This is a genomic window from Frigoribacterium sp. PhB118 (genome assembly GCF_003751725.1).
Lineage (GTDB): Bacteria > Actinomycetota > Actinomycetes > Actinomycetales > Microbacteriaceae > Frigoribacterium.
The window spans coordinates 323,101-348,947 of record NZ_RKID01000001.1; the positions used below are offsets into that span (position 1 = coordinate 323,101).

22 protein-coding genes are annotated in these 25,847 nt (G+C 67.8%); 7 read left to right on the forward strand and 15 right to left on the reverse strand.

Features of this window, described 5'->3' with window-relative positions; genetic code table 11:
• From sufC to sufB, 4 genes are read right to left on the reverse strand one after another with little or no spacing between them, the layout of a single operon-like run.
• Nucleotides 1–786 carry a Fe-S cluster assembly ATPase SufC gene (gene sufC / locus EDF21_RS01460; protein WP_056045210.1) on the reverse strand — a complete coding sequence of 262 codons (786 nt, stop codon included), beginning with the start codon at nt 784–786 and terminating at the stop codon, nt 1–3.
• A 13-nt stretch (nt 787–799) separates the two neighbouring features.
• Nucleotides 800–1,132, reverse strand: coding sequence for a non-heme iron oxygenase ferredoxin subunit (locus tag EDF21_RS01465; protein WP_123570069.1), 333 nt, complete (start codon nt 1,130–1,132; stop codon nt 800–802).
• Nucleotides 1,132–2,358: a Fe-S cluster assembly protein SufD gene (gene sufD, locus EDF21_RS01470; protein WP_123570070.1), complete on the reverse strand. Its 1,227-nt coding sequence runs from the start codon at nt 2,356–2,358 to the stop codon at nt 1,132–1,134. The genes EDF21_RS01465 and sufD overlap by 1 nt, the downstream gene beginning before the upstream one ends.
• Complete coding sequence (gene sufB / locus EDF21_RS01475; RefSeq protein ID WP_056047429.1) at nt 2,359–3,777, reverse strand: Fe-S cluster assembly protein SufB; 1,419 nt, start codon at nt 3,775–3,777, stop codon at nt 2,359–2,361. It abuts the gene before it with no gap.
• Nucleotides 3,778–4,076: 299 nt separating this feature from the next.
• Here sufB and EDF21_RS01480 point away from each other — a divergent pair, with 299 nt between their 5' ends.
• Nucleotides 4,077–5,045, forward strand: a complete 969-nt coding sequence (locus EDF21_RS01480) for a heme A synthase (RefSeq protein ID WP_233568322.1) — start codon at nt 4,077–4,079, stop codon at nt 5,043–5,045.
• A gap of 17 nt (nt 5,046–5,062) precedes the next feature.
• On the opposite strand, the gene EDF21_RS01485 is transcribed toward EDF21_RS01480, so the two are convergent.
• Both EDF21_RS01485 and EDF21_RS01490 read right to left on the reverse strand, forming a co-directional pair.
• Nucleotides 5,063–5,497 carry a GNAT family N-acetyltransferase gene (locus EDF21_RS01485; RefSeq protein ID WP_123570071.1) on the reverse strand — a complete coding sequence of 145 codons (435 nt, stop codon included), beginning with the start codon at nt 5,495–5,497 and terminating at the stop codon, nt 5,063–5,065.
• 4 nt (nt 5,498–5,501) lie between these two features.
• Nucleotides 5,502–6,425, reverse strand: coding sequence for a heme o synthase (locus EDF21_RS01490; RefSeq protein ID WP_123570072.1), 924 nt, complete (start codon nt 6,423–6,425; stop codon nt 5,502–5,504).
• Nucleotides 6,426–6,706: 281 nt separating this feature from the next.
• Here EDF21_RS01490 and tkt point away from each other — a divergent pair, with 281 nt between their 5' ends.
• The 6 genes from tkt to pgl all read left to right on the forward strand — a co-directional run bounded on the left by tkt (nt 6,707) and on the right by pgl (nt 14,933).
• Complete coding sequence (tkt, locus tag EDF21_RS01495) at nt 6,707–8,800, forward strand: transketolase (protein ID WP_043595005.1); 2,094 nt, start codon at nt 6,707–6,709, stop codon at nt 8,798–8,800.
• Between the two features lie 28 nt (nt 8,801–8,828).
• Nucleotides 8,829–9,956: a transaldolase gene (gene tal / locus EDF21_RS01500; protein ID WP_056045222.1), complete on the forward strand. Its 1,128-nt coding sequence runs from the start codon at nt 8,829–8,831 to the stop codon at nt 9,954–9,956.
• Nucleotides 9,953–11,548: a glucose-6-phosphate isomerase gene (locus tag EDF21_RS01505; RefSeq protein ID WP_123570073.1), complete on the forward strand. Its 1,596-nt coding sequence runs from the start codon at nt 9,953–9,955 to the stop codon at nt 11,546–11,548. The genes tal and EDF21_RS01505 overlap by 4 nt, the downstream gene beginning before the upstream one ends.
• A 113-nt stretch (nt 11,549–11,661) precedes the next feature.
• A complete protein-coding gene (zwf, locus tag EDF21_RS01510) occupies nt 11,662–13,197 on the forward strand; it encodes a glucose-6-phosphate dehydrogenase (RefSeq protein WP_123570074.1) in 1,536 nt (511 codons plus the stop codon).
• Nucleotides 13,194–14,147 carry a glucose-6-phosphate dehydrogenase assembly protein OpcA gene (locus EDF21_RS01515; RefSeq protein ID WP_123570075.1) on the forward strand — a complete coding sequence of 318 codons (954 nt, stop codon included), beginning with the start codon at nt 13,194–13,196 and terminating at the stop codon, nt 14,145–14,147. The genes zwf and EDF21_RS01515 overlap by 4 nt, the downstream gene beginning before the upstream one ends.
• A 15-nt stretch (nt 14,148–14,162) precedes the next feature.
• Nucleotides 14,163–14,933 carry a 6-phosphogluconolactonase gene (gene pgl / locus EDF21_RS01520; protein ID WP_123570076.1) on the forward strand — a complete coding sequence of 257 codons (771 nt, stop codon included), beginning with the start codon at nt 14,163–14,165 and terminating at the stop codon, nt 14,931–14,933.
• A gap of 111 nt (nt 14,934–15,044) precedes the next feature.
• Here the strand turns inward: pgl and EDF21_RS01525 are convergent, their stop codons facing one another.
• The 9 genes from EDF21_RS01525 to uvrA all read right to left on the reverse strand — a co-directional run bounded on the left by EDF21_RS01525 (nt 15,045) and on the right by uvrA (nt 25,832).
• Nucleotides 15,045–15,401 carry an RNA polymerase-binding protein RbpA gene (locus tag EDF21_RS01525; protein ID WP_043595011.1) on the reverse strand — a complete coding sequence of 119 codons (357 nt, stop codon included), beginning with the start codon at nt 15,399–15,401 and terminating at the stop codon, nt 15,045–15,047.
• Nucleotides 15,401–15,652 carry a preprotein translocase subunit SecG gene (gene secG / locus EDF21_RS01530; protein WP_043595012.1) on the reverse strand — a complete coding sequence of 84 codons (252 nt, stop codon included), beginning with the start codon at nt 15,650–15,652 and terminating at the stop codon, nt 15,401–15,403. Before secG ends, EDF21_RS01525 begins: the two co-directional genes overlap by 1 nt.
• 106 nt (nt 15,653–15,758) lie before the next feature.
• A complete protein-coding gene (gene tpiA / locus EDF21_RS01535) occupies nt 15,759–16,547 on the reverse strand; it encodes a triose-phosphate isomerase (protein WP_123570077.1) in 789 nt (262 codons plus the stop codon).
• The gene (gene pgk / locus EDF21_RS01540; RefSeq protein ID WP_123570078.1) at nt 16,541–17,752 is read right to left on the reverse strand and encodes a phosphoglycerate kinase; all 1,212 of its coding nucleotides are present in this window, start codon (nt 17,750–17,752) and stop codon (nt 16,541–16,543) included. Before pgk ends, tpiA begins: the two co-directional genes overlap by 7 nt.
• A gap of 63 nt (nt 17,753–17,815) precedes the next feature.
• Nucleotides 17,816–18,820: a type I glyceraldehyde-3-phosphate dehydrogenase gene (gene gap / locus EDF21_RS01545; RefSeq protein ID WP_043595015.1), complete on the reverse strand. Its 1,005-nt coding sequence runs from the start codon at nt 18,818–18,820 to the stop codon at nt 17,816–17,818.
• 170 nt (nt 18,821–18,990) lie between these two features.
• Nucleotides 18,991–19,971, reverse strand: a complete 981-nt coding sequence (whiA, locus tag EDF21_RS01550) for a DNA-binding protein WhiA (protein ID WP_123570079.1) — start codon at nt 19,969–19,971, stop codon at nt 18,991–18,993.
• Nucleotides 19,972–20,039: 68 nt separating this feature from the next.
• The gene (gene rapZ, locus EDF21_RS01555; RefSeq protein ID WP_056045245.1) at nt 20,040–20,921 is read right to left on the reverse strand and encodes an RNase adapter RapZ; all 882 of its coding nucleotides are present in this window, start codon (nt 20,919–20,921) and stop codon (nt 20,040–20,042) included.
• Nucleotides 20,922–20,961: 40 nt separating this feature from the next.
• The gene (gene uvrC, locus EDF21_RS01560; RefSeq protein ID WP_123570080.1) at nt 20,962–22,884 is read right to left on the reverse strand and encodes an excinuclease ABC subunit UvrC; all 1,923 of its coding nucleotides are present in this window, start codon (nt 22,882–22,884) and stop codon (nt 20,962–20,964) included.
• Nucleotides 22,881–25,832 carry an excinuclease ABC subunit UvrA gene (uvrA, locus tag EDF21_RS01565; RefSeq protein ID WP_123570081.1) on the reverse strand — a complete coding sequence of 984 codons (2,952 nt, stop codon included), beginning with the start codon at nt 25,830–25,832 and terminating at the stop codon, nt 22,881–22,883. Before uvrA ends, uvrC begins: the two co-directional genes overlap by 4 nt.
• Between the last annotated feature and the right edge of the window lie 15 nt (nt 25,833–25,847).

The window sequence follows — 25,847 nt, forward strand, 5'->3', positions numbered from 1 at the left end:
TCAGACCGCCGAGGTCGCGGCGGCCTCGGCGGCGGCGGCCGTCACGTACCGGTCGTAGCCCTCGTTCTCGAGACGGTCGGCCAGCTCGGGGCCGCCCTCGTCGGCGACGTGGCCGTCGACGAAGACGTGGACGAAGTCGGGCTTGATGTAACGGAGGATGCGCGTGTAGTGCGTGATGAGCAACAGACCGAGGCCGGTGTTGGCCTTCGCGCGGTTGACACCCTCGGACACGATCTTGAGGGCGTCGACGTCCAGACCGGAGTCGGTCTCGTCGAGGACGGCGAACTTCGGCTTAAGCAGTTCGAGTTGCATGATCTCGTGGCGCTTCTTCTCGCCACCCGAGAAACCCTCGTTGACGTTGCGCTCGGCGAAGGCCGAGTCCATCTTGAGGGCGGTCATCGACTCGCGGAGGTCCTTGATCCAGCCGCGGATCGCGGGGGCCTCTCCGTCCAGGGCCGTCTTGGCCGTCCGGAGGAAGTTCGAGACCGTGACTCCGGGGATCTCGACTGGGTACTGCATGGCGAGGAAGAGGCCCGCCTTGGCACGCTCGTCGACGCTCATCTCGAGCACCTCGCGCCCGTCGAGCAGGATCGATCCGCCGTCGACGTTGTAGCGGGGGTGGCCGGCGATCGTGTAGGCGAGCGTCGACTTGCCCGAGCCGTTGGGGCCCATGACGGCGTGGATCTCGCCCTCGTTGATGGTGAGGTCGACGCCCTTGAGGATGGGCTTGGGGCCGGCGTCGGTGTCGATGCTGACCTTGAGGTCACGGATCTCGAGAGTGGACATGCGTTCTGTTCCTTTACTGTGCGGCGTCGGTGGAGGTCGAGGTGGTGTCGACGTACACCTCGCCGTCGATGACGGAGACCGAGAAGACCGGTACGGGTTCGTAGGCGGGCAGCGTGAGCGGCTTGCCGGTGGTGAGCTCGAACTTCGAGCCGTGGGCCCAGCATTCGAGGGTGTCGTCCTCGACGAAGCCCTCGGAGAGCGAGATGTCGCCGTGGGTGCAGGTGTCGCCGATGGCGTGGATGGTGCCGGCGCTGTCCTTCACGACGGCGATCGCGACGCCGTCGACGACGACGCGGTGGGCCTGGGAGGGGCTGACGTCGTCGACGCCGCAGACCTTCGTCACCATCAGGCGATCGTCTCGGTCGAGGTCGCCTCGCCCGCGGCCAGTTCGACCTCGATGGCGTCCACGAGGCGGGTCTGCAGGTCGGCGTCCCCGATCTTCTGGATGACCTCGACGAGGAATCCGAGGACGACGAGGCGACGCGCCTCGTGCTCGGAGATGCCGCGCGACTGGAGGTAGAAGAGGTGCTCGTCGTCGAAGCGACCCGTCGCGCTGGCGTGACCGGCGCCTTCGATGTCGCCGGTCTCGATCTCGAGGTTCGGGATCGAGTCGGCACGCGTGCCCTCGCTCAACACCAGGTTGCGGTTCTGCTCGTAGCTGTCGGTGCCGGGAGCCGTCCGACCGATCAGGACGTCGCCGATCCACACCGTGCGGGCACCGGCGCCCTGCAGGGCGCCCTTGTAGTTCACCCGGCTCCGCGTCTTGGGGGCGTCGTGGTTCACGTATACCTGCTGTTCGAGGTGCTGACCGGCGTCCGCGAAGTACACGCCGTAGAGCTCGGCGTCCGCGCCCTGCTCGGCCAGGTGGGCCGACGGGTTGACACGGACGACCGAGCCGCCCAGGCTGACGACGAAGTGCTTCAGCTGGGCGTCGCGCCCGATCCGGGCGTGGTGGCTCGCGAGGTGCACGGCGTCGTCGTCCCACTCCTGGAGGGTGACGACGGTGAGGTGCGCGCCCTCGTCCACGACGATCTCGACGTTCTCGACCAGCTGGGCCGATCCGGTGTTGCGGAGGACGACCATGGACTGGCTGTTGGCCTTGGCGTGGATCAGCGTGTGACCCGCCCGTGGTGCACGGTCGAGTCCCGAGCGGCCGATGGTGATGGCCGACGGTTCGTCGCCGTCGAGGGACACGACGAGCACCTTCTCGACGCTCGACCACGCGTTGGCGGCGGCCTTGTCCTCGGGAGTGCCCGCCATGCCGACACGGGAGTCGGACCGGTCGACCCATTCGACGGTCGCGCCGGGCGTCTCGCGGGCCAGGTAGGCGTAGGGCGAGCCGTCGAGGTCTCCGTCGATCAACGGACGGAGGCGCGACACCGGACTGAGCTTCCAGTCCACCTCGCGACCGGTCACGTCGGGGAACGCCGTGGGGTCGACCGAGGTGAACCGCTCGGAACGCGTCTGGACGGGCACGAGGCCCCAGCCGCCGTCACTGTGGGCACCCGCGCCGTGCTGGACGCCCGGCGTGGTGGTGGGCTCTGGTGTGGTGGTGGGTGCTGCGGCGGACATCTAGCCGACTGATCCTTCCATGCTCATCTCGATGAGCTTGTTGAGTTCGAGCGCGTACTCCATCGGGAGTTCGCGGGCGATGGGCTCGATGAAGCCACGGACGATCATGGCCATGGCCTCGTCTTCGGCCATGCCGCGTGACATGAGGTAGAAGAGCTGCTCTTCGCTGACCCGCGACACCGTCGCCTCGTGACCGAGCTGGACGTCGTCGACGCGGATGTCGATCGCGGGGTATGTGTCGGAACGAGAGATCGTGTCGACGAGCAGGGCGTCACAGCGGACCGTGTTGGCCGCGTGGTGGGCGGCCTCGTCGACTCGCACCTCGCCACGGTAACCCGCGCGACCGCCGCCTCGCGCGATCGACTTCGACACGATGGACGATGTCGTGTAAGGCGCCATGTGGATCATCTTCGCGCCGGCGTCCTGGTGCTGACCGGGGCCCGCGAAGGCCACTGACAGGGTCTCGCCCTTGGCGTGCTCACCGACCAGGTAGATGGACGGGTACTTCATCGTCACCTTCGAGCCGATGTTGCCGTCGATCCACTCCATGGTGGCGCCCTCGTGCGCGATCGCCCGCTTGGTGACCAGGTTGTACACGTTGTTCGACCAGTTCTGGATCGTCGTGTACCGCACTCGGGCGTTCTTCTTCACGATGATCTCGACCACGGCCGAGTGCAGGGAGTCCGATTTGTAGATCGGGGCCGTGCAGCCCTCGATGTAGTGGACGTAGCTGCCCTCGTCGGCGATGATCAGCGTCCGCTCGAACTGACCCATGTTCTCGGTGTTGATGCGGAAGTACGCCTGGAGCGGGATCTCGACGTGGACGCCCTTGGGCACGTACACGAACGAGCCGCCCGACCACACGGCGGTGTTCAGTGCGGCGAACTTGTTGTCGCCGGCCGGGATGACCGTGCCGAAGTACTCCTGGAAGAGTTCGGGGTGCTCGCGCAGCGCGGTGTCGGTGTCCATGAAGATGACACCCTGCTGCTCGAGGTCCTCGCGGATCTGGTGGTAGACCACCTCGGACTCGTACTGGGCGGCGACGCCGGCGACGAGGCGGTTGCGCTCGGCCTCGGGGATGCCGAGCTTCTCGTAGGTGTTCTTGATGTCGTCCGGCAGCTCGTCCCAGGTCGTCGCCTGCTTCTCGGTCGACCGGACGAAGTACTTGATGTTGTCGAAGTCGATGCCCGACAGGTCGGCACCCCACGTCGGCATGGGCTTGCGTTCGAACAGCGTCAGGCCCTTGAGCCTGTTCTTGAGCATCCACTCGGGTTCGCTCTTCAAGTTCGAGATGTCGGTGACGACCTCGGGTGACACCCCTCGGCGCGCCGAGGCGCCCGCGGTGTCGGAGTCGGACCAGCCGAACTCGTACTGCCCCAGGCTCTCGAGCTCGGGTCGATCGATCAACACGTCTGACATGACTACCTCTTTCTCTGCCGGACCGAACACGGGTCGGCCGAACGGCATTCCCCGGGTGGTGGAGCGGCCCAGCTGCTCGCCCTGCGAGTCGAACACGTCGGCTGTCGCCGCTCCGTCCGTCGACGCTCGACATGATCGAGACGTCAGGTGGCGTTGCTTAGACTGTTGATGAAGGCCGCGTCCCGCTTCTGCGGATCTCACGTCCTTCGGATGTCTCCGTCGACACCCTGCCGGGTCGTGTTCCTGAACCCGTTGATTCTACAGGGCCGACCGCCGAAAGTGACGAAAGGCAGCAAGTCGTGAGCAACGCACAGGTGGGCGCCACCGGAGTCCTGACCCGAGCCTGGTCGTGGCTCCCCACGACCGTCGATCGCCGGGTCCGTTTCGTCGCGTGGGCGTCGTTCGTCTGCCAGGTGCTGCTGATCGGCACGGGAGGTGCGGTGCGGCTCACGGGATCGGGGCTCGGCTGCCCCACCTGGCCACGCTGCACCGCCGACTCCTTCGTCAGCACGCCCGAGATGGGCATCCACGGGGTCATCGAGTTCGGCAACCGCCTCCTGACCTTCGTGCTCACGCTCGTCGTCATCCTCGCCTTTCTCTTCGTGCTGCGGATGCGGAAGGTCCGCCGCGACTTCTTCTGGCTCACCCTCGTCCAGGGCCTGAGCATCCCCTTCCAGGCCGTGCTCGGGGGGATCACCGTCCTCACCGGTCTGAACCCGTACATCGTCGGGGCACACTTCGTCGTCTCGATCGCCCTCGTCGCCCTCACCACCACCCTGCTCTGGCGCGTGTACCGCGGGCCCCGTGGGCACCACGCCGCCACTCCGCGTGGTTATGCGCGACTCGTCCACGTGACGGCCGCCGTGGTCGGCTTGACCGTGATCGTCGGCGTCCTGACGACCGGCTCCGGCCCCCACGCCGGCGATGCGGCGACCCCCCGCAACGGCCTCGACCCGGCGATCATGGACCACGTCCACAGCTGGCCGGCCTACGCGACCCTCGCTCTCACCCTGGCGGTCCTCGCCTGGACCCTCCAGGCGGGCCTCCCCCGTCGGTTCCCCGTGGCCCTGCTGGGCGTCGAACTCGTCCAGATCGCCGTCGGCATCACCCAGGCGCGCTCCGGACTGCCGCCCCTGCTCGTGGGGAGTCACATGGTCCTGGCCGCGCTGCTGGTGGCCGCGACGACCGCCGTGGTGCTGTCGCTGCGCAACGACCAGGCTCCCGACGAGGTCGAGCCGATCGTCGAGGCGGCCGCCGCCCGCGTCTGACCCGGGCGACCGGGGGTCTAGCCCCGGCGCATGACGGTGTCGACGTCGTCCTGCTCGACGACGACGAAGCCCGTCCGCTCGTAGAGCGACACGGCTCGGCTTCCCGTGAGCACGTCGAGGGTGACCGACCCCGTGGTGACCGAGTCGATCGCCTGCGAGAGGAGGGTCGTCCCGATCCTGTGACCCCGCGCCTCCTCGACCAGGTAGAAGTGACGGAGCCAGGTCGTGTCGCCGTCCGGGTGAAGCGCGATGCAGCCGAGGAGGCGCTGGTCGCCTTCGACGACTCGTGTCTCGTCGGCCACGTACTCGCGGACGAATCGAGCCCGGTGGCGGGCCGGGTTCCAGATGCCGAGCCTCTCGAACTCGGGTCGCAGCACCACGAGCTTGAGAGCGGTCAGCTGTTCGAGGTCGTCCGGGCGCGCCGGACGGACGGTCCAGTCGGACGGCCTCACGGGATCAGAACGGCAGCAGGGGGTCGACCCCGACGGCGACGAACAGGAGCGTGAGGTACGTGATGGAGCTGTGGAAGACGCGCATCGGACGGACCTCGGCGACGTGCTGGATGGCCCGGCTGTAGAGCCGGTGCGACTCCCAGACGAACCAGGCCCCGCTCGCGAGTGCCACGACGGTGTAGAGCACGCCCATGCCGGCGACGGGGACGAGGATCAGGGAGCAGACCACGGTGGCCCAGGCGTAGAGGATCACCTGCAGGCCGACGATCGACCGGCCGCGCACCACGGCGAGCATGGGAACGTCGGCCGCGGCGTAGTCGTCGCGGTACTTCATCGACAGTGGCCAGTAGTGCGGCGGCGTCCAGAGGAAGATGACCATGAAGAGGATGACGGCCGACCAGGACAGGTCGTTCGTGACGGCGGCCCAGCCGATGAGCACCGGCATGCACCCGGCGATGCCGCCCCACACGATGTTCTGCGGCGTGCGGCGCTTCAGCCAGAGCGTGTACACGACGACGTAGAAGAGGATCGCCCCGAGCGACAGCGCCGCCGAGAGCAGGTTGACCGTCAGGCCGAGCCAGACGATCGACGCGACGCCGACCACGTACGAGAAGATCAACGCCTCGCGGTCGCTGACCTCGCCGGTCACGAGCGGTCGACCCTGCGTCCGCTTCATGATGCGGTCGATGTCGCGGTCGATGTAGCAGTTGAAGGCCGAGGCCGAGCCGGCGCTCAGCGCCCCACCGATCAGCGTCGCGGCGACGAGCCACAGGTTGGGGATGCCCCCCTGGGCCAGGAACATCGTCGGCGCCGTGGTGACGAGCAGGAGCTCCATCACGCGGGGCTTCGTGAGGGCGACGTACGCCCGAGCCTTGCGACGGAAGCCCCGGGGTGACGTGTCGGGGCGGATGTCAACGGCTGCGGTCATGAGTCCTCTAACGAGACGAACGGTTTGCCCAAGGAGTCTAGGCGATGAACGTCGACGCTGACGGCGAACCCTCGGCCGATGCGGACGGGCGAAGGGGGTTCGTCCCTATACTTACAGGTGCTTGCCAGTCGTACGCCCTCTCGGTCCCGAATCACCGGACGAACCGTCCCGATCTCCGCCCCGGCGTGTGTGCGACCCAGCCGACGACGTCTCGGCAGGCGCACGTCAGCGCGGGAGCGAATCGACCCCGCGCAGTTCGCATCAAGAAGGGTCAACTTCCAGTGGCAGATCTGCAATGGGAATCCATTGACAACAAAGCAGTAGACACGGTCCGCGTCCTCGCGGCCGACGCGGTCGAGAAGGTCGGCAACGGTCACCCCGGCACCGCGATGAGCCTGGCGCCCGCCGCGTACCTGCTCTTCCAGAAGGTCATGCGTCGTGACCCGAGCGACAGCACCTGGATCGGTCGCGACCGGTTCATCCTGTCCGTCGGCCACAGCTCGCTGACGCAGTACATCCAGTTCTACCTGGGCGGCTACGGTCTCGAGCTCGACGACCTCGAGGCCCTGCGCACCTGGGGCTCGAAGACCCCCGGCCACCCCGAGTACGGCCACACGGACGGCATCGAGATCACCACCGGTCCGCTGGGCCAGGGCTTCGCCAGCTCGGTGGGCTTCGCCTACGCCGCCCGTTTCGAGCGCGGCCTGTTCGACCCCGACGCCGCCCCCGGCACGAGCCCCTTCGACCACTTCGTGTACGTCATCGCCGGTGACGGCGACATGCAAGAGGGCGTCACGAGCGAGGCTGCGTCGCTGGCCGGGCACCAGAAGCTCGGCAACCTCGTCGCCATCTACGACTCGAACCAGATCTCGATCGAGGACGACACCAACATCGCCTTCACCGAGGACGTCCACAAGCGCTTCGAGTCCTACGACTGGGACGTCCAGGTCGTCGACTGGAAGAAGACCGGCGAGTACGTCGAGGACGTCGCCGAGCTGCACGACGCCATCGAGAAGGCCAAGGCCGTCACCGACAAGCCCTCCCTGATCATCCTCAAGACGATCATCGGCTGGCCCTCGCCCAAGAAGCAGAACTCCGGCAAGATCCACGGTTCGGCCCTCGGCGCCGACGAGGTCGCCGGCCTCAAGTCGGTCCTCGGGTTCGACCCCGAGAAGTCCTTCGACGTCGACCCCGCCGTCCTCGAGCACACCCGCAAGGCCGTCGAGCGCGGTCAGGCCCAGCACGCCGAGTGGGACGAGAAGCTCGCCGCCTGGGCGTCGGCCAACCCCGACAAGAAGGTCATGCTCGACCGCATCCTCGCGAACGAGCTGCCCGAGGGCGTCGAAGAAGCGCTCCCCGTCTTCGAGGCCGGCAAGGACGTCTCCACCCGCGCCGCCTCCGGCAAGGTCATCAACGCCCTCGCCGGCGTGGTCCCCGAGCTCTGGGGCGGGTCGGCCGACCTGGCCGAGTCGAACCTGACGACGATCACGGGCTCGAAGTCGTTCGTCCCCACCGAGTGGTCGACCGACGAGTGGAGCGGAGACCCCTACGGTCGCGTTCTGCACTTCGGCATCCGCGAGCACGCGATGGGCGCCATCCTCAACGGCATCACGCTGCACGGCAACACGCGCCCGTTCGGTGGCACGTTCCTGATCTTCAGCGACTACATGCGCCCGGCGGTCCGCCTCGCGGCACTGATGAAGTCCCCGGCGATCTACGTCTGGACCCACGACTCCGTGGCCCTGGGCGAGGACGGTCCGACGCACCAGCCGATCGAGCAGCTCGCGTCGCTCCGCGCGATCCCCGACCTCGACGTCGTGCGTCCCGCCGACGCCAACGAGACGGCCTGGGCCTGGGCGACGATCCTCGAGCGCCACCACGGCCCCGCCGGCATCGCGCTCAGCCGTCAGAACCTGCCCGTCTTCGAGCGCGGCACCGGTGACGCCGAGGGTGACACCTTCGCGTCGGCGAAGAACGTGGCGAAGGGCGCCTACGTCCTGGCCGAGGCACCGGGCGGAACGCCCGACGTGATCTTCGTCGCCACGGGTTCCGAGGTGCAGATCGCCGTCGAGGCCCGTGAGGTCCTGCGCGGCGAGGGCATCAACGCCCGCGTCGTCTCGGCACCGAGCATCGAGTGGTTCGACGAGCAGAGCGACGAGTACAAGGAGGCGGTCCTCCCGGCCGCCGTCAAGGCCCGCGTCTCGATCGAGGCTGGTGTGGCCATGCCGTGGCGCGGCATCGTCGGTGACGCCGGTCGCAGCGTGTCGATCGAGCACTTCGGTGCTTCGGCCGACTACAAGACGCTGTTCAAGCAGTTCGGCATGACGACCGAAGCCGCCGTCGCCGCCGCCAAGGACTCGATCGCCGCTCTCTGAGCGACGACGAAGGAAAGAGAAGAACACCATGACCGATTCCAACACCGCACAGCTGTCCGCCGCAGGCGTCAGCATCTGGCTCGACGACCTCTCGCGTGAGCGCATCAACGCGGGCGGCCTCCAGAAGCTGATCGCCGAGCGCAACGTCGTCGGCGTCACCACCAACCCCACGATCTTCGCGTCGGCTCTCGCCAAGGGCGAGGCCTATGACGACCAGGTCGCCCTGCTCGCGAAGACCGGTGTCAGCGTCACGGACGCCGTCTTCGAGATCACGACCGACGACGTCACCCGCGCCTGCGACATCTTCCGCGAGCTCTACGACACGACGGACGGCTTCGACGGCCGCGTGTCGATCGAGGTCGAGCCCGGTCTCGCGCACGACGCGCAGGGCACCATCGACCAGGCGGTCAAGCTCGCCGCCAAGGTCGGTCGCCCCAACGCCCTGATCAAGATCCCCGCGACCGTCGAGGGCCTCGAGGCCATCACCGCCGTCATCGCCCAGGGCATCAGCGTCAACGTGACCCTGATCTTCAGCCTCGAGCGCTACCGCGCCGTCATCAACGCGTACCTCACGGGTCTCGAGCAGGCCAAGGCCGCCGGCATCGACATCACCGAGATCCACTCCGTCGCCTCGTTCTTCGTGTCGCGCGTCGACACCGAGATCGACAAGCGTCTCGACGCGGTCGGGACCGACGAGGCCAAGGCCCTGAAGGGCAAGGCCGGCGTGGCCAACGCCCAGCTCGCCTACGAGGTCTACCAGCAGGCCTTCGACACCGAGCGGGCCAAGGGCCTCCTCGCCGCCGGTGCCAACAAGCAGCGTCCCCTCTGGGCTTCCACCGGTGTCAAGGACCCCGCCGTCCTCGACACCACGTACGTGGTCGAGCTCGTCGCCCAGGACGTCGTCAACACGATGCCCGAGAAGACGCTCGAGGCGACCTTCGACCACGGTGACGTCCGTGGCGACACGATCAGCGCCTCCTACGCCTCGGCCAACGAGACCATGGACGCGATCGCGGCGCAGGGCGTCTCGTACGACGACGTGACCGAGGCCCTCGAGAAAGAGGGCGTCGAGAAGTTCGTCGTCTCGTGGAACGAACTGCTCGACACGGTCACCGCTGCCCTCGAGGCCGCCAAGCCCGCCGGGGAGTCCAAGTGACCATCACCATCGCTGCCAGCGGCGACGCCGCACAGGCGGTCGAGACGGTCGTCCCGCAGCTCGTGAGCGACCTCGTCGCCTCGGGCATCACGGCTCAGAACCCCACCCTGTGGGGCCCTGACGCCGAGGACGAGTCCGCCAAGCGTCTCGGCTGGACCGAGGCCGTCGTGGTCTCGACTCCGCTGCTCGACGAGATCGACTCGCTCCGGGACGAGCTCGCCGCCAAGGGTGTCGACCACGTCGTCCTCGCGGGCATGGGTGGATCGTCGCTCGCGCCCGAGGTCATCACCCGCACCTACGGCGTCGAGCTCACCGTGCTCGACGCCACGGAGCCCGGTCAAATCCTCACGGCCCTCGCCGACCGTCTCGAGCGCACCGTGCTCGTGGTCTCGTCGAAGTCGGGTTCCACCGTCGAGACCGCCAGCCAGCGCAAGACCTTCGAGAAGGCGTTCACCGACGCCGGCATCGACCCCGTCGAGCGCATCGTCGTGGTCACCGATCCCGGATCGCCCCTCGACGGGCAGGCCCGTGAGGCCGGTTACCGCGTCTTCAACGCCGACCCCAACATCGGCGGGCGCTACTCGGCCCTGTCGGCGTTCGGCCTCGTGCCGTCCGGCCTGGCCGGCGCCGACATCCGCGAGCTGCTCGCCGAGGCCGACGCCGTCACGGTCGAGCTGGCCCAGGACCGCGCCGACAACCCGGGTCTCGTGTTGGGTGCCGTCCTGGCAGGCACCTCGCCCCTGCGCGACAAGATCGCCATCGTCGCCGACGGCACCCACATCGTGGGGTTCCCGGACTGGGCCGAACAGCTCATCGCCGAGTCGACCGGCAAGCAGGGTCGCGGCCTGCTCCCCGTCGTCATCGGCACCTCCGCCCCCGAGATCACGGCGGGGCTGCACGACGTGCAGGTCGTCCGTCTCGTGGCGAACGCCGACGAGACCCGTGAGGTCGCGCCCGGCGAGGTCGAGATCTCGGGTTCGCTCGGTGGCCAGATCATGGTCTGGGAGTACGCCGTCGCCGTGGCCGGGCGTCTGCTCGACATCAACCCGTTCGACCAGCCCGACGTCGAGTCGGCCAAGGTCGCGACGCGGGCGTTGCTCGACGACCGTCCCGAGCCCACTCCCCCGGCCTTCACGGCCGAGGGTGTCGAGGTCCGCGAGGTCGGAGGAATCGAGCTGGGCGACTCTCTCGAGTCCGCCGTGGCCGCGCTCCTCTCGCACCTGAGCGACGACGGCTACGTCTCGATCCAGGCCTACGTCGACCGCGTGGCGAACCCGCAGCTCGAAGAGGTCCGTGACCTCCTCGCGATGCGCACGCAGCGTCCCGTCACCTTCGGATGGGGTCCGCGCTTCCTGCACTCGACGGGTCAGTACCACAAGGGTGGGCCGGCCAACGGTGTGTTCCTGCAGATCACGCAGGTCCCCGCGACCGACCTCGAGATCCCGGACAGCCCGTTCACGTTCGGGCAGCTCGTGCAGGCCCAGGCCGCCGGTGACGCCAAGGTCCTGGCCGAGCACGGCCGTCCCGTGCTCACGCTGACGGTGACCGACGTGGCGGCCGCGCTGCCGGTCATCACCGCCGCACTCCGCTGAGCCGAAAGGGCCGGCGTCCCCAGGGGCGCCGGCCCTTTCGCCTTGCCACCGGTGTTCCCGGCCGGCTCCGCCCGTCCCGACCGGAACACCTTCGAACCACAGAACGGAACATCATGTCACCGGTGCCGATCACGCCGGAGTCCAACCCGCTCCGGTTGCCCTCCGACCGACGTCTCAACCGCATCGCGGGGCCCAGCGGTCTCATCATCTTCGGTGTGACGGGTGATCTCTCCCGCAAGAAGCTCATGCCTGCCGTGTACGACCTGGCCAACCGTGGTCTGTTGCCCCCCGGGTTCGCGCTCGTCGGCTTCGCCCGTCGTGAATTCGAGGGCCAGGACTTCGAACAGGTCGTGTACCAGGCCGTCAAGGAGCACGCTCGCACGCCGTTCGACGAAGACGTCTGGCGTCAACTCAAAGAAGGCTTCCGTTTCGTCCAGGGGGTCTTCGACGACGCCGACGCGTTCGCTCGACTCAAGGACACCATCGAAGAGCTCGACCGTGAGCGCGGGACGATGGGCAACCACGCCTTCTACCTCTCGATCCCGCCCAAGGCGTTCCCCATGGTCACCGAGCAGCTGCGCAACTCGGGCCTCGCCGAGGAGAAGGACGGTGCGTGGAGACGCGTCGTCATCGAGAAGCCCTTCGGCAGCGACCTCACGACGGCCCGCGAGCTCAACGCCGTCGTCGAGACCGTCTTCGAGCCCGACAGCGTGTTCCGAATCGACCACTACCTCGGCAAAGAGACGGTGCAGAACCTCCTCACGCTGCGGTTCGCCAACCAGATGTACGAACCCCTCTGGAACTCCAACTACGTCGACCACGTGCAGATCACAATGGCCGAGGACATCGGCGTCGGCGGCCGCGCCGGTTACTACGACGGCATCGGCGCCGCTCGTGACGTCATCCAGAACCACCTCCTCCAGCTCCTCGCCCTGACGGCGATGGAAGAGCCGGTCACCTTCGCCGCCCGTGACCTCCGGGCCGAGAAGGAGAAGATCCTCTCGGCCGTCCGCCTCCCCGCCGACCTCGCCGCGGGAACCGCGCGGGGTCAGTACGCCGGGGGGTGGCAGGGCGGAGAGAAGGTGCTCGGCTTCCTGGACGAAGAAGGCATGAATCCCGAGAGCACGACCGAGACGTTCGCCGCCATCAAGCTCGAGATCGCGACCCGGCGGTGGGCGGGAGTCCCCTTCTACCTCCGGGCCGGAAAGCGTCTCGGCCGTCGCGTGACCGAGATCGCCGTCGTCTTCAAGCAGGTGCCCGAGAACATCTTCGGCACGCAGACGTCGCTGGGGCAGAACGCCCTCGTGATCCGGGTCCAGCCCGACGAGGGAGTGACCCTCCGGTTCGGGTCCAAGGTGCCCGGGATCGGCACGCAGGTCCGTGACGTCACGATGGACTTCGGATACGGGCACGCATTCACCGAGGCGAGCCCGGAGGCCTATGAGCGCCTCATCCTCGACGTCCTCCTGGGCGACCCGCCCCTGTTCCCCCGGCACGAGGAGGTCGAGCTCTCCTGGAAGATCCTCGACCCGATCGAGGAGTTCTGGGCGACTCAGGGTCAGCCCGAACAGTACCGACCCGGCACGTGGGGACCCGCCTCTGCCGACGAACTCATGGCCCGTGACGGCCGTACCTGGAGGCGTCCGTGATCGTCGACCTGCCCGACAGCACCATCAGCCGCGTCCAGAAGACGCTGGTCAAGATCCGGGAAGAAGGAGGCGCGGTCGCGCTGGGGCGAGTCCTCACCCTGATCATCTCCACCCGTCTCGGTGACGAGGAGGAAGCCATCGAGGCCGCGAACGACGCCTCGCGAGAGCACCCCATGAGGGTCATCGTCGTCTCCACGTCAACCGACCTCGATCTCGACGAGGTCGACGGGCGACTGGACGCGCAGATCCGGGTCGGCGGCGACGCCGGTGCCAGCGAGGTCATCCTGCTCCGGGCCTACGGAGAGACCGCGAGCGACGAGGAGGGGCTCGTGACCGGGCTCCTGCTGCCCGACGCTCCCGTCGTCGCCTGGTGGCCGAAGACCGCTCCCGCCATCGTCTCCGAGTCTCCCCTGGGGCGCATCGCGCAACGGCGGATCACGGATGCGGCGAGCCAGTCCAATCCACGCCAGTCGATCATCGACCTCGCCCGGAGCTATGCTCCCGGCGACACCGACTTCGCCTGGACCCGGCTCACCCTCTGGCGGGCGCAACTGGCTGCCGTGCTCGACCAGCCGCCTTACGAATCGGTCACCGAGGTCGGCGTCTCCGGCGCACCCGATTCTCCGTCGACGTTGCTCCTGGCCGCTTGGTTGCGTCTGCAGCTCCAGGTACCCGTCGACGGTGAGCTGACGACCCGGGCGACGGGATCGAGCGGCATCCACGGTGTCCAACTGGTCCGCGCCTCCGGGTCCATCGTCCTCGAACGCTCCCTGGACGACGTGGCGACGCTCACCCAACCGGGTCAACCCACGCACGACCTCGCGCTGCCACGCCGCTCGCTGCGCGACTGCCTGGCCGAGGAACTCCGTAGACTCGACCCCGACGACCTGTTCGGGAACGTCGTGAGACACGGGGTCGGCCAACTGAGCGAACCCGTCCAGAGCAACTAGAGCAGATAGAGAACCGTGACGAACGAACGCCGGGTGCTGGTCCACCCCGACAAAGAATCGCTGGGTGCCTCCGTGGCCGCCCGCTTCATCACCAAGATCATCGACGTGCTCGAAGAGCAGAACTACGCGTCGGTCGTCGTCAGCGGTGGCTCGGTGAGCACCCTCGTGCTGGCGGCCATCAACGCGTCGCCGGCTCGTGACAGCGTCGACTGGTCGAAGGTCTCGATCTGGTGGGCCGACGAGCGCTGGGTCCCCGCAGGGGACGCGGACCGAAACGACACCCAGGCCGGCATCGACCTGCTCGACCACATCGGGTTGCTGCCCGAGAACGTCCACCGATTCGCTGCGGTCGGCGACTTCGACGACGTCGAGGCGGCCGCCGACGCTTACCGGAACGAGTTGCTGCAGCACGCACAGGCCGACGACGCGGCCCCCCGCTTCGACATCACGCTCCTCGGGGTCGGTCCCGACGGTCACGTCGCCTCGTTGTTTCCGGACAAGGCACAGATCCGTCAGCTCGAGCCGACCGTGCTCACGATCGACGACTCCCCCAAGCCCCCGCCCGTACGCCTCACGTTGAGCCTGCCGGTCATCAACAACTCCCAGCGCGTCTGGATGATCCTCGCCGGAGCCGAGAAGGCTTCGTCGCTGGGGCTCGCCCTGGCGGGTGCCGGCGCAGACCAGGTGCCGGTGGCAGGGGTCAAGGGACGCAAGCGGACGGTCTTCTTCGTCGACCAGGACGCGGCGGCTGAGGTCCCCGAGAACTTGATCGCCTCCACCTACTGAGTCCCGCCGCGGGCGCACCGACGCCGGCATGACGAAGGGCCCCGCAGCTCACGGCTGCGGGGCCCTTCGTCATGATTGGTGTGGAGACACCGGGAGGCGCGATCGGCTGGGTCAGGCCTTGCCGCGTCGGACTCGCAGCTGCTGAAGAGCCTCTTCGAGCAACTGCTCGGCTTCTTCTTCGGTCCGTCGCTCTTTGACGTACGCGAGGTGCGTCTTGTACGGCTCGAGCTTCGCGACCGTCGGCGGGTTCGCCTTGTCGCGCCCTGCCGGCAATCCACTCGAGGGTGAGTCGACGGTCTCGGGGATCTCTTCGTCGGGCACGTTGGCCGCGAAGTGACGGACGACCTCGTTGCCGAGGGCATCCCAGTACGAGATGGTGATCCGCTCGGCGTGGAAGCCGCGATCTTGCTCACCCATGGGACCTGCGCCGACGCGCGAGCCGCGGATTGCGCTACCGCCAGAGGCCATCAGCTGACCGCCGCGAACTTGGTGATGAGGCCCAGGACCACGATGCAGGTGATCCAGACGAGACCCAGGAAGACCGTGATGCGGTTGAGGTTGCGCTCGGCGACGCCGGACGCCCCGAGGTTGCTCGTGACGCCACCGCCGAACATGTCGGAGAGACCGCCACCACGGCCGCGGTGGAGCAGGATGAGGAGGGTCAACAGGAGGCTCGTGATGCCGAGCAACACCTGCAGGATGACCTGGAGAATTTCCACGTAGGACCTTTCGATGCGGTGAGACCGCTGAACAGTATAACCGCGAGAGGCCGTCGCCCCGGCAGGCCGAGTCGGAGGGGCGCCGACGGGCGACGCACCCGGCCCGTCAGACGCCGACGTGCGCCTGGAAGCGGACGATGTTGGCGAACTCGGACACGTCGAGGCTCGCCCCACCGACGAGGGCTCCGTCGACGTTGGGCTCTCGCATGAACGATGCGATGTTCGTGGACTTGACCGAGCCGCCGTAGAGGACGCGGGTGGTGGCCGCGGCGTCCGGACCGACGATCTCGACCAGGGCCGCCCGCAGGGCCGCGCAGACCTGCTCGGCCTGCTCGGCCGTGGCAGCCTGCCCGGAACCGATGGCCCAGACGGGCTCGTAAGCCACGACGATCTCGGCGGAGGTCGGCACCTGGGCGAGCGCCGCGCGGAGCTGGGCGACCGGCACCGCGCTGGGGCCGTGCTGCTCGAGATCGTCGGCCGTCTCACCGACGCAGACGACGGGGACGAGGCCCGAGCGGTGCGCGGCGGCGACCTTCGTCGCCACGACCTCGTCGTCCTCGGCGTGGAGCGTCCGACGCTCCGAGTGACCGACCAGGACGTAGCGCACGTCGAGCTTGGCGAGGAACTGCCCCGAGATCTCGCCCGTGTAGGCACCCGAGTCGTGAGCGGACAGGTCTTGGGCACCGAGAGCCAACTCGAGCTTGTCGGCGTCGAGCAGCGTCTGCACGCTTCGGAGGTCGGTGAACGGCGGGAACACCGCGGTCTCGACCGCGTCGAAGTCGTGCTTGGCGTCCTTGAGCGACCATGCGAGCTTCTGGACGAACGCGATCGCCTGCAGGTGATCGAGGTTCATCTTCCAGTTGCCGGCGATGAGGGGCGTGCGTGTGGTCACCATCCGAGGACCTCCAGTCCGGGGAGTCGTTTGCCCTCGAGGAACTCGAGGCTGGCTCCACCGCCGGTGGAGATGTGGCCGAACTGGTCGTCGGAGAACCCCAGGGCACGAACGGCCGCGGCCGAGTCGCCGCCGCCCACGACCCCGAGACCGGAGACCCGGGTCAACGCGTCGGCGACCTTCTGGGTGCCGTGTGCGAAGGCGGGGAACTCGAAGACTCCCATCGGACCGTTCCAGAAGACCGTGGACGACGTCTGGACGGTCTCCGCGAAGCGCGCGGCCGTCTCGGGGCCGATGTCCAGGCCCAGGGCCTCGGAGCCCAGAGCAGAGGATTCGATGCCGTCCGAGGCGACCACCGTGTGCTCGGCGTCGGCGCTGAAGGACGAGGCGACCACCACGTCGACGGGGAGCACGAGGTTGACGCCCCGGCGCGCGGCCTCGTCGACGTAGCCGCGGACCCGGTCGAGCTGGTCCTTCTCGAGCAGGCTCTTGCCGACGGGGAGTCCCTGGGCGGCGAGGAACGTGAAGAGCATCCCTCCACCGATGAGCAGGTTGTCGACCCGGGGAAGGAGGTGCTCGATGACGCCGAGCTTGTCGGAGACCTTCGAGCCGCCGAGGACGACGCTGTAGGGGCGCGTGGGGTTCTCGGTCAGCTTGTCGAGGACCTCGAGTTCGCGCGAGATGAGCGTCCCGGCCGCACTCGGGAGGAGCGCGGGCAATTCGTACACACTCGCCTGCTTGCGGTGCACGACCCCGAAGCCGTCGGAGACGAAGACATCACCGAGCTCGGCCAGGCGTGCGGCGAACTCCCGACGCTCGGACTCGTCCTTCGACGTCTCGGCAGCGTTGAAGCGGAGGTTCTCGAGGACGACGATCTGGCCGTCGGTGAGGTCGTCCACTGCTGCGGCGGTCTCGTCACCCACGGTGTGCGCGGCGAAGCCGACGCTCTTCCCGAGGAGTTCGCTGAGGCGTTGGGCGACCGGTCGGAGGCTGTACTCGGGCTTGGCCTCGCCGTCAGGGCGGCCGAGGTGCGAGATGACGACGACCCTGGCCCCCTGGTTGATCAGCAGGTCGAGGGTCTCGAGGGAGGCACGGATGCGTCCGTCGTCGGTGATCTCGCCGTCCTTCAGAGGGACGTTGAGGTCGCATCTGACGATGACGCGTCTGCCCGACAGGGGACCGAGGGAATCGAGGGTGCGCAGGCTCATGGGTTCGTTTCGGGTTCGGAGGACGGTACCCCGGCCCGTGAGGGCCGGGGCACCGAGGTCGGACTAGAGGCGGTCGGCCACGTACTTCGTCAGGTCGACGAGACGGTTCGAGTAGCCCCACTCGTTGTCGTACCACGAGGTGATCTTGACGAGGTTGCCGATGACCTTGGTCAGGCCCGAGTCGTAGATCGACGAGTGCGGGTCGGTCGTGATGTCGGTCGACACCAAAGGGTCTTCGGAGTAGGCCAGGATGCCCTTGAGCTCACCCTCGGCGGCGGCCTTGTAGGCGGCGTTGATCTGCTCGACCGTCACCGGCGTGCTGGTCTCGAGGGTCACGTCGGTGATCGAGCCGGTGGGCACGGGCACTCGCAGGGCGTAACCGTCGAGCTTGCCGGCGAGCTCGGGGATCACGAGGCCGATGGCCTTGGCGGCGCCGGTCGACGTCGGGACGATGTTGAGCGCAGCGGCACGGGCACGGCGGGGGTCCTTGTGCGGACCGTCCTGCAGGTTCTGGTCGGCCGTGTACGCGTGGACCGTCGTCATGAGACCGCGTTCGACGCCGAAGTTGTCCAGGAACACCTTCATCAGGGGGGCCAGGCTGTTCGTCGTGCAGGACGCGTTCGAGATGATGTGGTGGTTGGCGGGGTCGTAGATGCCCTCGTTCACACCCAGCACGATGGTGGCGTCGTCACCGGTGGCCGGAGCCGAGATGAGGACCTTCTTCGCGCCGGCGGTGATGTGCTTGCGTGCGTCCTCGGCCTTCGTGAAGAAACCGGTCGACTCGACGACGATGTCGACGCCCAGCTCGCCCCAGGGCAGGTTGGCGGGGTCGCGCTCGGCCAGGACCTTGATCGGCTTGCCGTCGACGACGATCGAGTCGCCGTCCAGCTCGACGGTCGCGTCGAGACGTCCCGTGATCGAGTCGAACTTGAGGAGGTGCGCGAGGGCGGCGTTGTCGGTCAGGTCGTTGACGGCGACGATCTCGATGTCGGTTCCCTTGGCGAGCGCCGCGCGGAAGTAGTTACGGCCGATGCGACCGAAGCCGTTGATGCCGATCTTGACGGTCAATGAAACTCCTGATGATCAGGCGTCGTGGGGACGCGTGGAGGGTGTGGGCGACCAGGCCCGTGGCGACGCCCGAACTCTCGATGACCTCGGGTCGGACACCGCTTACGACAGTAGCAGCAGCCCTCCGGAATTCGTCCTCCGGTGACGTCGTGAAGACCCTCCGCCGCCCCTCAGTCGAGGTCGAGGTCGTGCGGCAGGTTGGCGTCCGTACCCGGCAACCCCAGGTCGCCGGCCTTCTTGTCGGCCATGGCGAGCAGGCGACGGATCCGACCCGCGACGGCGTCCTTGGTCATCGGGGGGTCGGCGTGGTGGCCGAGTTCGTCCAAGCTGGCGTCGCGATGGGCCAGTCGCAGCTCGCCCGCGTACTTGAGGTGCTCGGGGATGTCGTCGCCGAGCAGTTCCATCGCCCGGTCGACGCGGGCGCACGCGGCCACGGCGGCCTGGGCCGACCGTCGCAGGTTGGCGTCGTCGAAGTTGACGAGTCGGTTCGCCGTCGCGCGCACCTCGCGGCGCTGGCGCATCTCTTCCCAGTCGGTGACGCTCTTCTCGGCGCCCATCACCTTGAGCATGGTGCCGATGGCCTCGCCGTCGCGGATGATGACCCGGTGCACGCCGCGGACCTCTCGGGCCTTCGCCGCGACGCCCAGTCGGCCAGCGGCCCCGACGAGCGCCATGGCGGTCTCGTTGCCGGGGCACACGACCTCGAGCGAGGCGGACCGACCGGGATCGGTCAACGAGCCCTGCGCGAGGAACGCCCCTCGCCAGATGGCGGCGAGATCGTCGCGCGAGCCGGTCGTGAGCCGGTTCGGCAGGCCACGGACGGGTCGTCGGCGGGCGTCCATGAGCCCGGTCTGACGGGCCAGCGTCTCACCGGCCTCGTGGACCCGGACGAGGAACCCGGGGGTGCGGCGTGAGCCGGAAGGAGCCGTCATCGCGACGTCGCTCCTGGCTCCGTACAGCTCGGCCAGGTCCCTCCGGACCCGTCGGGCGATGAGCGCGGAATCGAGTTCCGCCTCGACGGCGATCCGACCGGAGATGAGGTGCAGTCCCCCGGCGAAACGGAGGACGGTGGCGAGCTCAGCGGCCCGGATCGTCGTCCTGCTCACCTCGACGCGGGCGAGTTCTTCTTTGACGTCGGCAGTCTGGGCCACTCCGGTTGTTCCTTTTCGTCAGGTCGAGGTGTCGTCGGTGCACGGGCGTGCTGAAGCACCTCGGTGGGTCATTCTCGGCCGAGGTCGCGGTGTTTCACGCTGACGGCCACGCCGGGGAGTCCACGCAGACGCGCCGCCAGTTCACCCACGAGGGTGACCGATCGATGTTTGCCCCCGGTGCAGCCAATGGCGATCGTAGCGTGTCTCTTGTTCTCACGCTGATAGCCCGACAAGACGGGGACGAGCGAAGCGGCGAAGGCGTCGACGAACTCCCGGGCCCCGTCCTGCTGCATGACGTACGACGTGACCGGCTCGTCGAGCCCGGACTGCTGCCGGAGCGCGGGCACCCAGAACGGGTTGGGGAGGAACCTCGCGTCGCCCACCATGTCGGCGTCGGTGGGCAGGCCGTACTTGAACCCGAAACTGAGGACGGTCACCTGGACCCCGGCGCGGTCGGACTCGGCGAACTTCTCGGAGATCGTCGTGGCCAACTGGTGGATGTTGAGTTCCGACGTGTCGATGATCACGTCGCTCGTCTCGCGGAGCTCTTCCATGCGCGCACGCTCGGCGAGGATGCCGTCGAGCAAGGTGCCGTCACCCTGCAACGGGTGCGGTCGCCGGACCTGCTCGAAACGCCGGACCAGCGCCGCGTCGGTCGCGTCGAGGAACAGCACCCGCACCTTGCTGGGCATGCTCGCCCGCAAGGTGCGCACGGCCTCTTGGGCCTCACTGAAGAGGCGTCCCCCGCGGACATCGACCACGGCAGCGATCTTGGGGAGCGAGTCCCCCGCACGTTCGGCCAGGTCGAGCAGCGGTCGCAACATCTGCGCCGGCAGGTTGTCGACCACGTACCAGTCGAGGTCCTCGAGGGCGTTGCCGACGGTCGACCGTCCGGCGCCGGACATCCCCGTCACGATCAGGACCTCTTGCTGTTCGCTGACGTCGCTCATGTCGGTGGTGTCCTCCGGGTCGGCATGCGGTGCATCGAGTCTAGGCGGGGCTCGTGGGGGGCACGACGTCGTCGGCCGCCACGTCGTCGGCCGCCACGTCCTCGGCTCCGCGAAGCCGCTCGACGACTGCGGCGGCGAGCGTCGGGCCGATGCCGCGGATGGCCGAGATGTCCGCTGCCTCGGCATCCTTCAACCGCTTGACCGAGCCGAAGTGCTTCAGGAGCACGGCCACCCGGGAGGGCCCCAACCCCGGGATCTCCGCGAGCTGCGTCGAGATGTCGCGCTTGCGACGCTGTCGCTGGTGTGTGATCGCGAACCGGTGCGCTTCGTCGCGGATGCGTTGGATGAGGAACAGCGCGTCGCTGTTGCGAGGGAGGATGACCGGGAAGTCGTCGTCGGGCAGCCAGATCTCCTCGAGCCGTTTCGCGATCCCGCAGAGCGCGATGTCCGTGACGCCGGCGTCGTCGAGTGCTCGTCGGGCCGCCGCCACCTGGGGTTGTCCGCCGTCGACGATGAGGAGGTTGGGGCGGTAGGCGAACCGTTTGCGTTGCTCTCCCACCTCCTCGACGGGAGCGAGTTCGTCGTCGAGGCGAGAGAGACGGCGGCTGAGCGTCTGGTAGATCGACTCGGTGTCGTCGGTCGACCGGGGGATGTTGAAACGCCGGTACTGGTCCTTCCGCGGCAGGCCGTCCTCGAAGACCACCATCGAGGCGACGATGTTCGTGCCCGAGAGGTGGGACACGTCGTAGCACTCCATGCGCAAGGGCGCGTCGCTCATGCCGAGGGCCTCCTGGATGTCGGCCAGGGCGGTCGACCGGGTGGCGAAGTCGGCGCTGCGACGGGTCTTGTAGAGCATGAGCGACTGCTGCGCGTTGAGGGTCGCCGTCTGCATCAGGTTGGCCTTCTCGCCGCGCTGTGCCGTGTGGATCTGGACCCGTCCCCGCCCGCGGAGTGTGCTGAGCACGCTCTCGAGGGCGTCGTTGTCGTCCGGCGTCTCGGTCACGACGATCTCGCGGGGAAGCTCGGCGCCGGCGGTGTAGATGCCCTGCAGGACCTGCTCGACGAGGTCGCCGGTCGAGATGTCGATCTCTTTGTCGACGACCCAGCCGCGGGAACCACGGATACGACCGCCCCTCACCGTGAAGAGCTGGACGGCGGCCGCCAGCTCGTCCTCGGCGAGGGCGTAGAGGTCGAGATCGACGTTGTCGCGGAGGACGACCGCCGACTTGTCGAGCACGGCCTCGAGGGCCTGGACCTGGTCGCGGTACGTGGCCGCGTCCTCGAAGCGCTGCTCGACGGCGGCCGTCTTCATGGAGCGCTGCAGGTCGGCGATCACCCTCTTGTCGTAGCTGCCCATGAACTTGACGAACTCGTCGACGATCGCCCGGTGCTCGTCGATCGACACCTTGTGCGAACACGGCCCCCCACAACGACCGATCTGCCCCGGGAAGCAGGGCTTGCCCGTCTGCATGGCCTTCTTGTAGCTGCTGTCGGAACAGGTCCTGATCGGGAAGACCTTGATCATCAGGTCGATGGTGTCGTGGACGGCCCAGATCTTCGGGTACGGCCCGAAGTACTTGGCCCCCTTGATGCGCGGGTTGCGCGTGACCATCACCCGAGGGGCCTCGTCGGCCAGGGTGACGGCCATGAACGGGTAGGTCTTGTCGTCGCGGAACTTGACGTTGAAGGGCGGGTCGAACTCTTTGATCCACGTGTACTCGAGCTGCAGGGCCTCGATGTCGCTGCCCACCACGGTCCATTCGACGGATCGAGCGGTGAGGACCATTCGTCGGGTGCGTTCGTGCAGCGACGGAAGCGGTGCGAAGTAGTTGCTCAGCCGGGCCCGGAGGTTCTTGGCCTTGCCGACGTACAGCACCCTCCCCCGCTCGTCACGCCAGCGGTAGACGCCGGGGTCGGTGGGGATCTCGCCCGCTTTCGGACGCCAGGAGACGGTGTTGCTCATCGTGCTTCGACGGCCTCCCGGCGTCGCGTCGACGTGGCCTTCTTCTTCTGCACCCGCGGCACGGTGTGACCCGACTCGAGGATCTCCTTCAGGAAGACGCCCGTGTGGCTCTCGGGCACGGTCGCGAGGTGCTCGGGGGTTCCGGTGGCGATGACGGTGCCGCCACCCGCACCTCCTTCCGGGCCCATGTCGATCAGCCAGTCGGCGGACTTGATGACGTCGAGGTTGTGCTCGATCGTGATGACGGTGTTGCCCTTCTCGACCAGACCGTTCAGCACGAGCAGGAGCTTGCGGACGTCCTCGAAGTGCAGGCCGGTCGTCGGTTCGTCGAGCACGTAGACGCTGCGCCCGTTGGAGCGCTTCTGCAGCTCGGTCGCGAGCTTCACGCGCTGCGCTTCGCCCCCGCTCAGCGTGGTGGCGCTCTGGCCGAGTCGCACGTAGCCCAGGCCGACGTCGACCAGCGTCGACATGAAGCGGGAGATCGCCGAGATGGGGGCGAAGAACTCGGCGGCCTCGCTGATCGGCATCTCGAGGACCTCGGAGATGTTCTTGCCCTTGTACCGCACCGCCAGGGTGTCGCGGTTGTACCGCGCACCACCGCACACCTCGCAGGCGACGTAGACGTCGGGAAGGAAGTTCATCTCGATCTTGATCGTGCCGTCACCTGCGCAGTTCTCGCAGCGGCCGCCCTTGACGTTGAAGCTGAACCGGCCCGGCAGGTAGCCGCGGGCCTTCGCGTCGGTCGTCTCGGCGAAGAGGGTACGGATGCGATCGAAGACACCCGTGTAGGTCGCCGGGTTCGAGCGCGGGGTGCGACCGATCGGCGCCTGGTCGACGTGGACGACCTTGTCGAGGGCGTCGAGGCCCGTGACCCGCGTGTGCTTGCCGGGGATCTGACGGGCTCCGTTGAGCTGGTTGGCCAGGACCTTGTACAGGATGTCGTTGACGAGCGAGGATTTGCCCGAGCCGCTGACGCCTGTCACCGCGACGAAGGTGCCCAAGGGGAAGTCGACGGTGACGTCGCGCAGGTTGTTGGCCTTGGCGCCCACGACCGAGATCATGCGCTTCTTGTCGACGGGGCGACGGCTGGTCGGGGTCTCGATGGAGCGCCGCCCGGCGAGGTAGTCGCCGGTGTACGAGTCGGTGTTCGCGACGAGGTCCTCGTAACTGCCCGAGTGCACCACCGTGCCGCCGTTGACGCCGGCACCCGGGCCGATGTCGACGACCCAGTCGGCCGTCTTGATGGTGTCTTCATCGTGTTCGACGACGATCAACGTGTTGCCGAGGTTCTTGAGTTTGACCAGCGTGTCGATGAGTCGGCGGTTGTCACGCTGGTGGAGGCCGATGCTCGGCTCGTCGAGGACGTAGAGGACTCCGGTGAGACCCGACCCGATCTGGGTCGCGAGGCGGATGCGCTGGGCTTCTCCACCGGAGAGGGACCCCGCGGCGCGGGCCAGGGAGAGGTACGTGAGACCCACTTCCAGCAAGAACTCGAGTCGGACCCGGATCTCACGCAGCACCTGGGCCGCGATGCGCGCCTCGCGGGTCGTGAGGGTGAGGCTGTTCATGAACCCGAACGCGTCGGCGAGGCTGAGTTCGGACACGCTCGCGATGTCGTGCCCGTCGACCAGGACGGCGAGGACCTCGGGCTTGAGCCGCTTGCCCTTGCAGACGACGCACGGGATCTCGCGGAGGTAGGACGCGTAGCGCTGGCGCTGCGTGTCGGTCTCGGCCTCGGCGTACTTGCGCTCGATGTAGGGCATGACACCCTCGAAGCCCGTCGAGTAGGTCATCTCTCGGCCGAAGCGGTTGCGCCACTTCACGGTGACCTCGAAGTCGTTGCCCTGCAGGACGGCCTGTCGGACCTTCTCGGGCAGCTCGTGCCAGGGCGTCTTGAGGCTGAAGCCCAGATCACCGGCCAAGCCCTCGAGGAGCTTCTGGAAGTAGTTGTAGAGCCCCTTGCCGGATTGGGTCCAGGGCAGGATGACTCCGTCGGCGAGGCTGAGCTCGGGGTCGCCGAGCAGCAGGTCGGAGTCGACCGACATCTTCGTGCCGAGTCCGGAGCACTCGGGACAAGCGCCGAAGGGGGCGTTGAACGAGAACGTGCGGGGTTCGATCTCGGTGAGCTGGACCGGGTGGTTGTTCGGGCACGAGAGCTTCTCGGAGAACGTCCGGTACTTGCCGGCCGCGCCCTCGTCGGTGTCGACGAAGTCGATCGTGACCAGGCCGTCCGTCAGGCGCAGGGCGGTCTCGAGCGAGTCGGTCAGACGGGTCAGCGCCTGGTCGGAGGCGACGAGGCGATCGACCACGACCGAGATGTCGTGCTTGATCTGCTTCTTCAGCTTGGGCGGCGAACTGAGCTGGATCTGCTCACCGTCGACGATGGCCCGGGAGTACCCCGTGGACGCGAGCTCGGCGAACAGGTCGACGAACTCGCCCTTCTTCTGCGAGACCACGGGGCTCAGCACCTGGTACCGGATGCCCGACTCGAGGGTCATGAGCTGGTCGGCGATCTGCTGCACGCTCTGCTTGCTGATCTTCTCGCCGCAGACGGCGCAGTGCGGAACGCCGATGCGTGCCCAGAGGAGGCGCATGTAGTCGTAGATCTCGGTGATCGTGCCGACCGTGGACCGCGGGTTGCGGTTCGTGGACTTCTGGTCGATGGAGACGGCCGGGCTCAGGCCCTCGATGAAATCGACGTCGGGACGGTCGACCTGACCCAGGAACTGCCGCGCGTAGGCCGACAGGGACTCGACGTACCGACGTTGCCCCTCGGCGAAGATCGTGTCGAACGCCAGGGACGATTTGCCCGAGCCGGACAATCCGGTGAAGACGACCAACGAGTCACGTGGGATCTCGAGGTCGACGTTGTTCAGGTTGTGCACTCGGGCACCCCGGACGCTCAGCGTGGAGGAACCTTCTACAGGTGAGATGGACACTCTTACCATTCTGTCGATGTGGAC

Bases quoted from the DNA above. Each gene is read 5' to 3' on its own strand.
- EDF21_RS01525 (WP_043595011.1), bottom strand. From the start codon at position 15,401: ATGGCCTCTGGCGGTAGCGCAATCCGCGGCTCGCGCGTCGGCGCAGGT.
- tpiA (WP_123570077.1), bottom strand. From the start codon at position 16,547: ATGGTGACCACACGCACGCCCCTCATCGCCGGCAACTGGAAGATGAAC.
- sufD (WP_123570070.1), bottom strand. From the start codon at position 2,358: ATGTCCGCCGCAGCACCCACCACCACACCAGAGCCCACCACCACGCCG.
- zwf (WP_123570074.1), top strand. From the start codon at position 11,662: ATGTCACCGGTGCCGATCACGCCGGAGTCCAACCCGCTCCGGTTGCCC.
- rapZ (WP_056045245.1), bottom strand. From the start codon at position 20,921: ATGAGCGACGTCAGCGAACAGCAAGAGGTCCTGATCGTGACGGGGATG.
- sufB (WP_056047429.1), bottom strand. From the start codon at position 3,777: ATGTCAGACGTGTTGATCGATCGACCCGAGCTCGAGAGCCTGGGGCAG.
- pgk (WP_123570078.1), bottom strand. From the start codon at position 17,752: ATGAGCCTGCGCACCCTCGATTCCCTCGGTCCCCTGTCGGGCAGACGC.
- EDF21_RS01490 (WP_123570072.1), bottom strand. From the start codon at position 6,425: ATGACCGCAGCCGTTGACATCCGCCCCGACACGTCACCCCGGGGCTTC.
- uvrA (WP_123570081.1), bottom strand. From the start codon at position 25,832: ATGGTAAGAGTGTCCATCTCACCTGTAGAAGGTTCCTCCACGCTGAGC.
- uvrC (WP_123570080.1), bottom strand. From the start codon at position 22,884: ATGAGCAACACCGTCTCCTGGCGTCCGAAAGCGGGCGAGATCCCCACC.
- tal (WP_056045222.1), top strand. From the start codon at position 8,829: ATGACCGATTCCAACACCGCACAGCTGTCCGCCGCAGGCGTCAGCATC.
- sufC (WP_056045210.1), bottom strand. From the start codon at position 786: ATGTCCACTCTCGAGATCCGTGACCTCAAGGTCAGCATCGACACCGAC.
- EDF21_RS01465 (WP_123570069.1), bottom strand. From the start codon at position 1,132: ATGGTGACGAAGGTCTGCGGCGTCGACGACGTCAGCCCCTCCCAGGCC.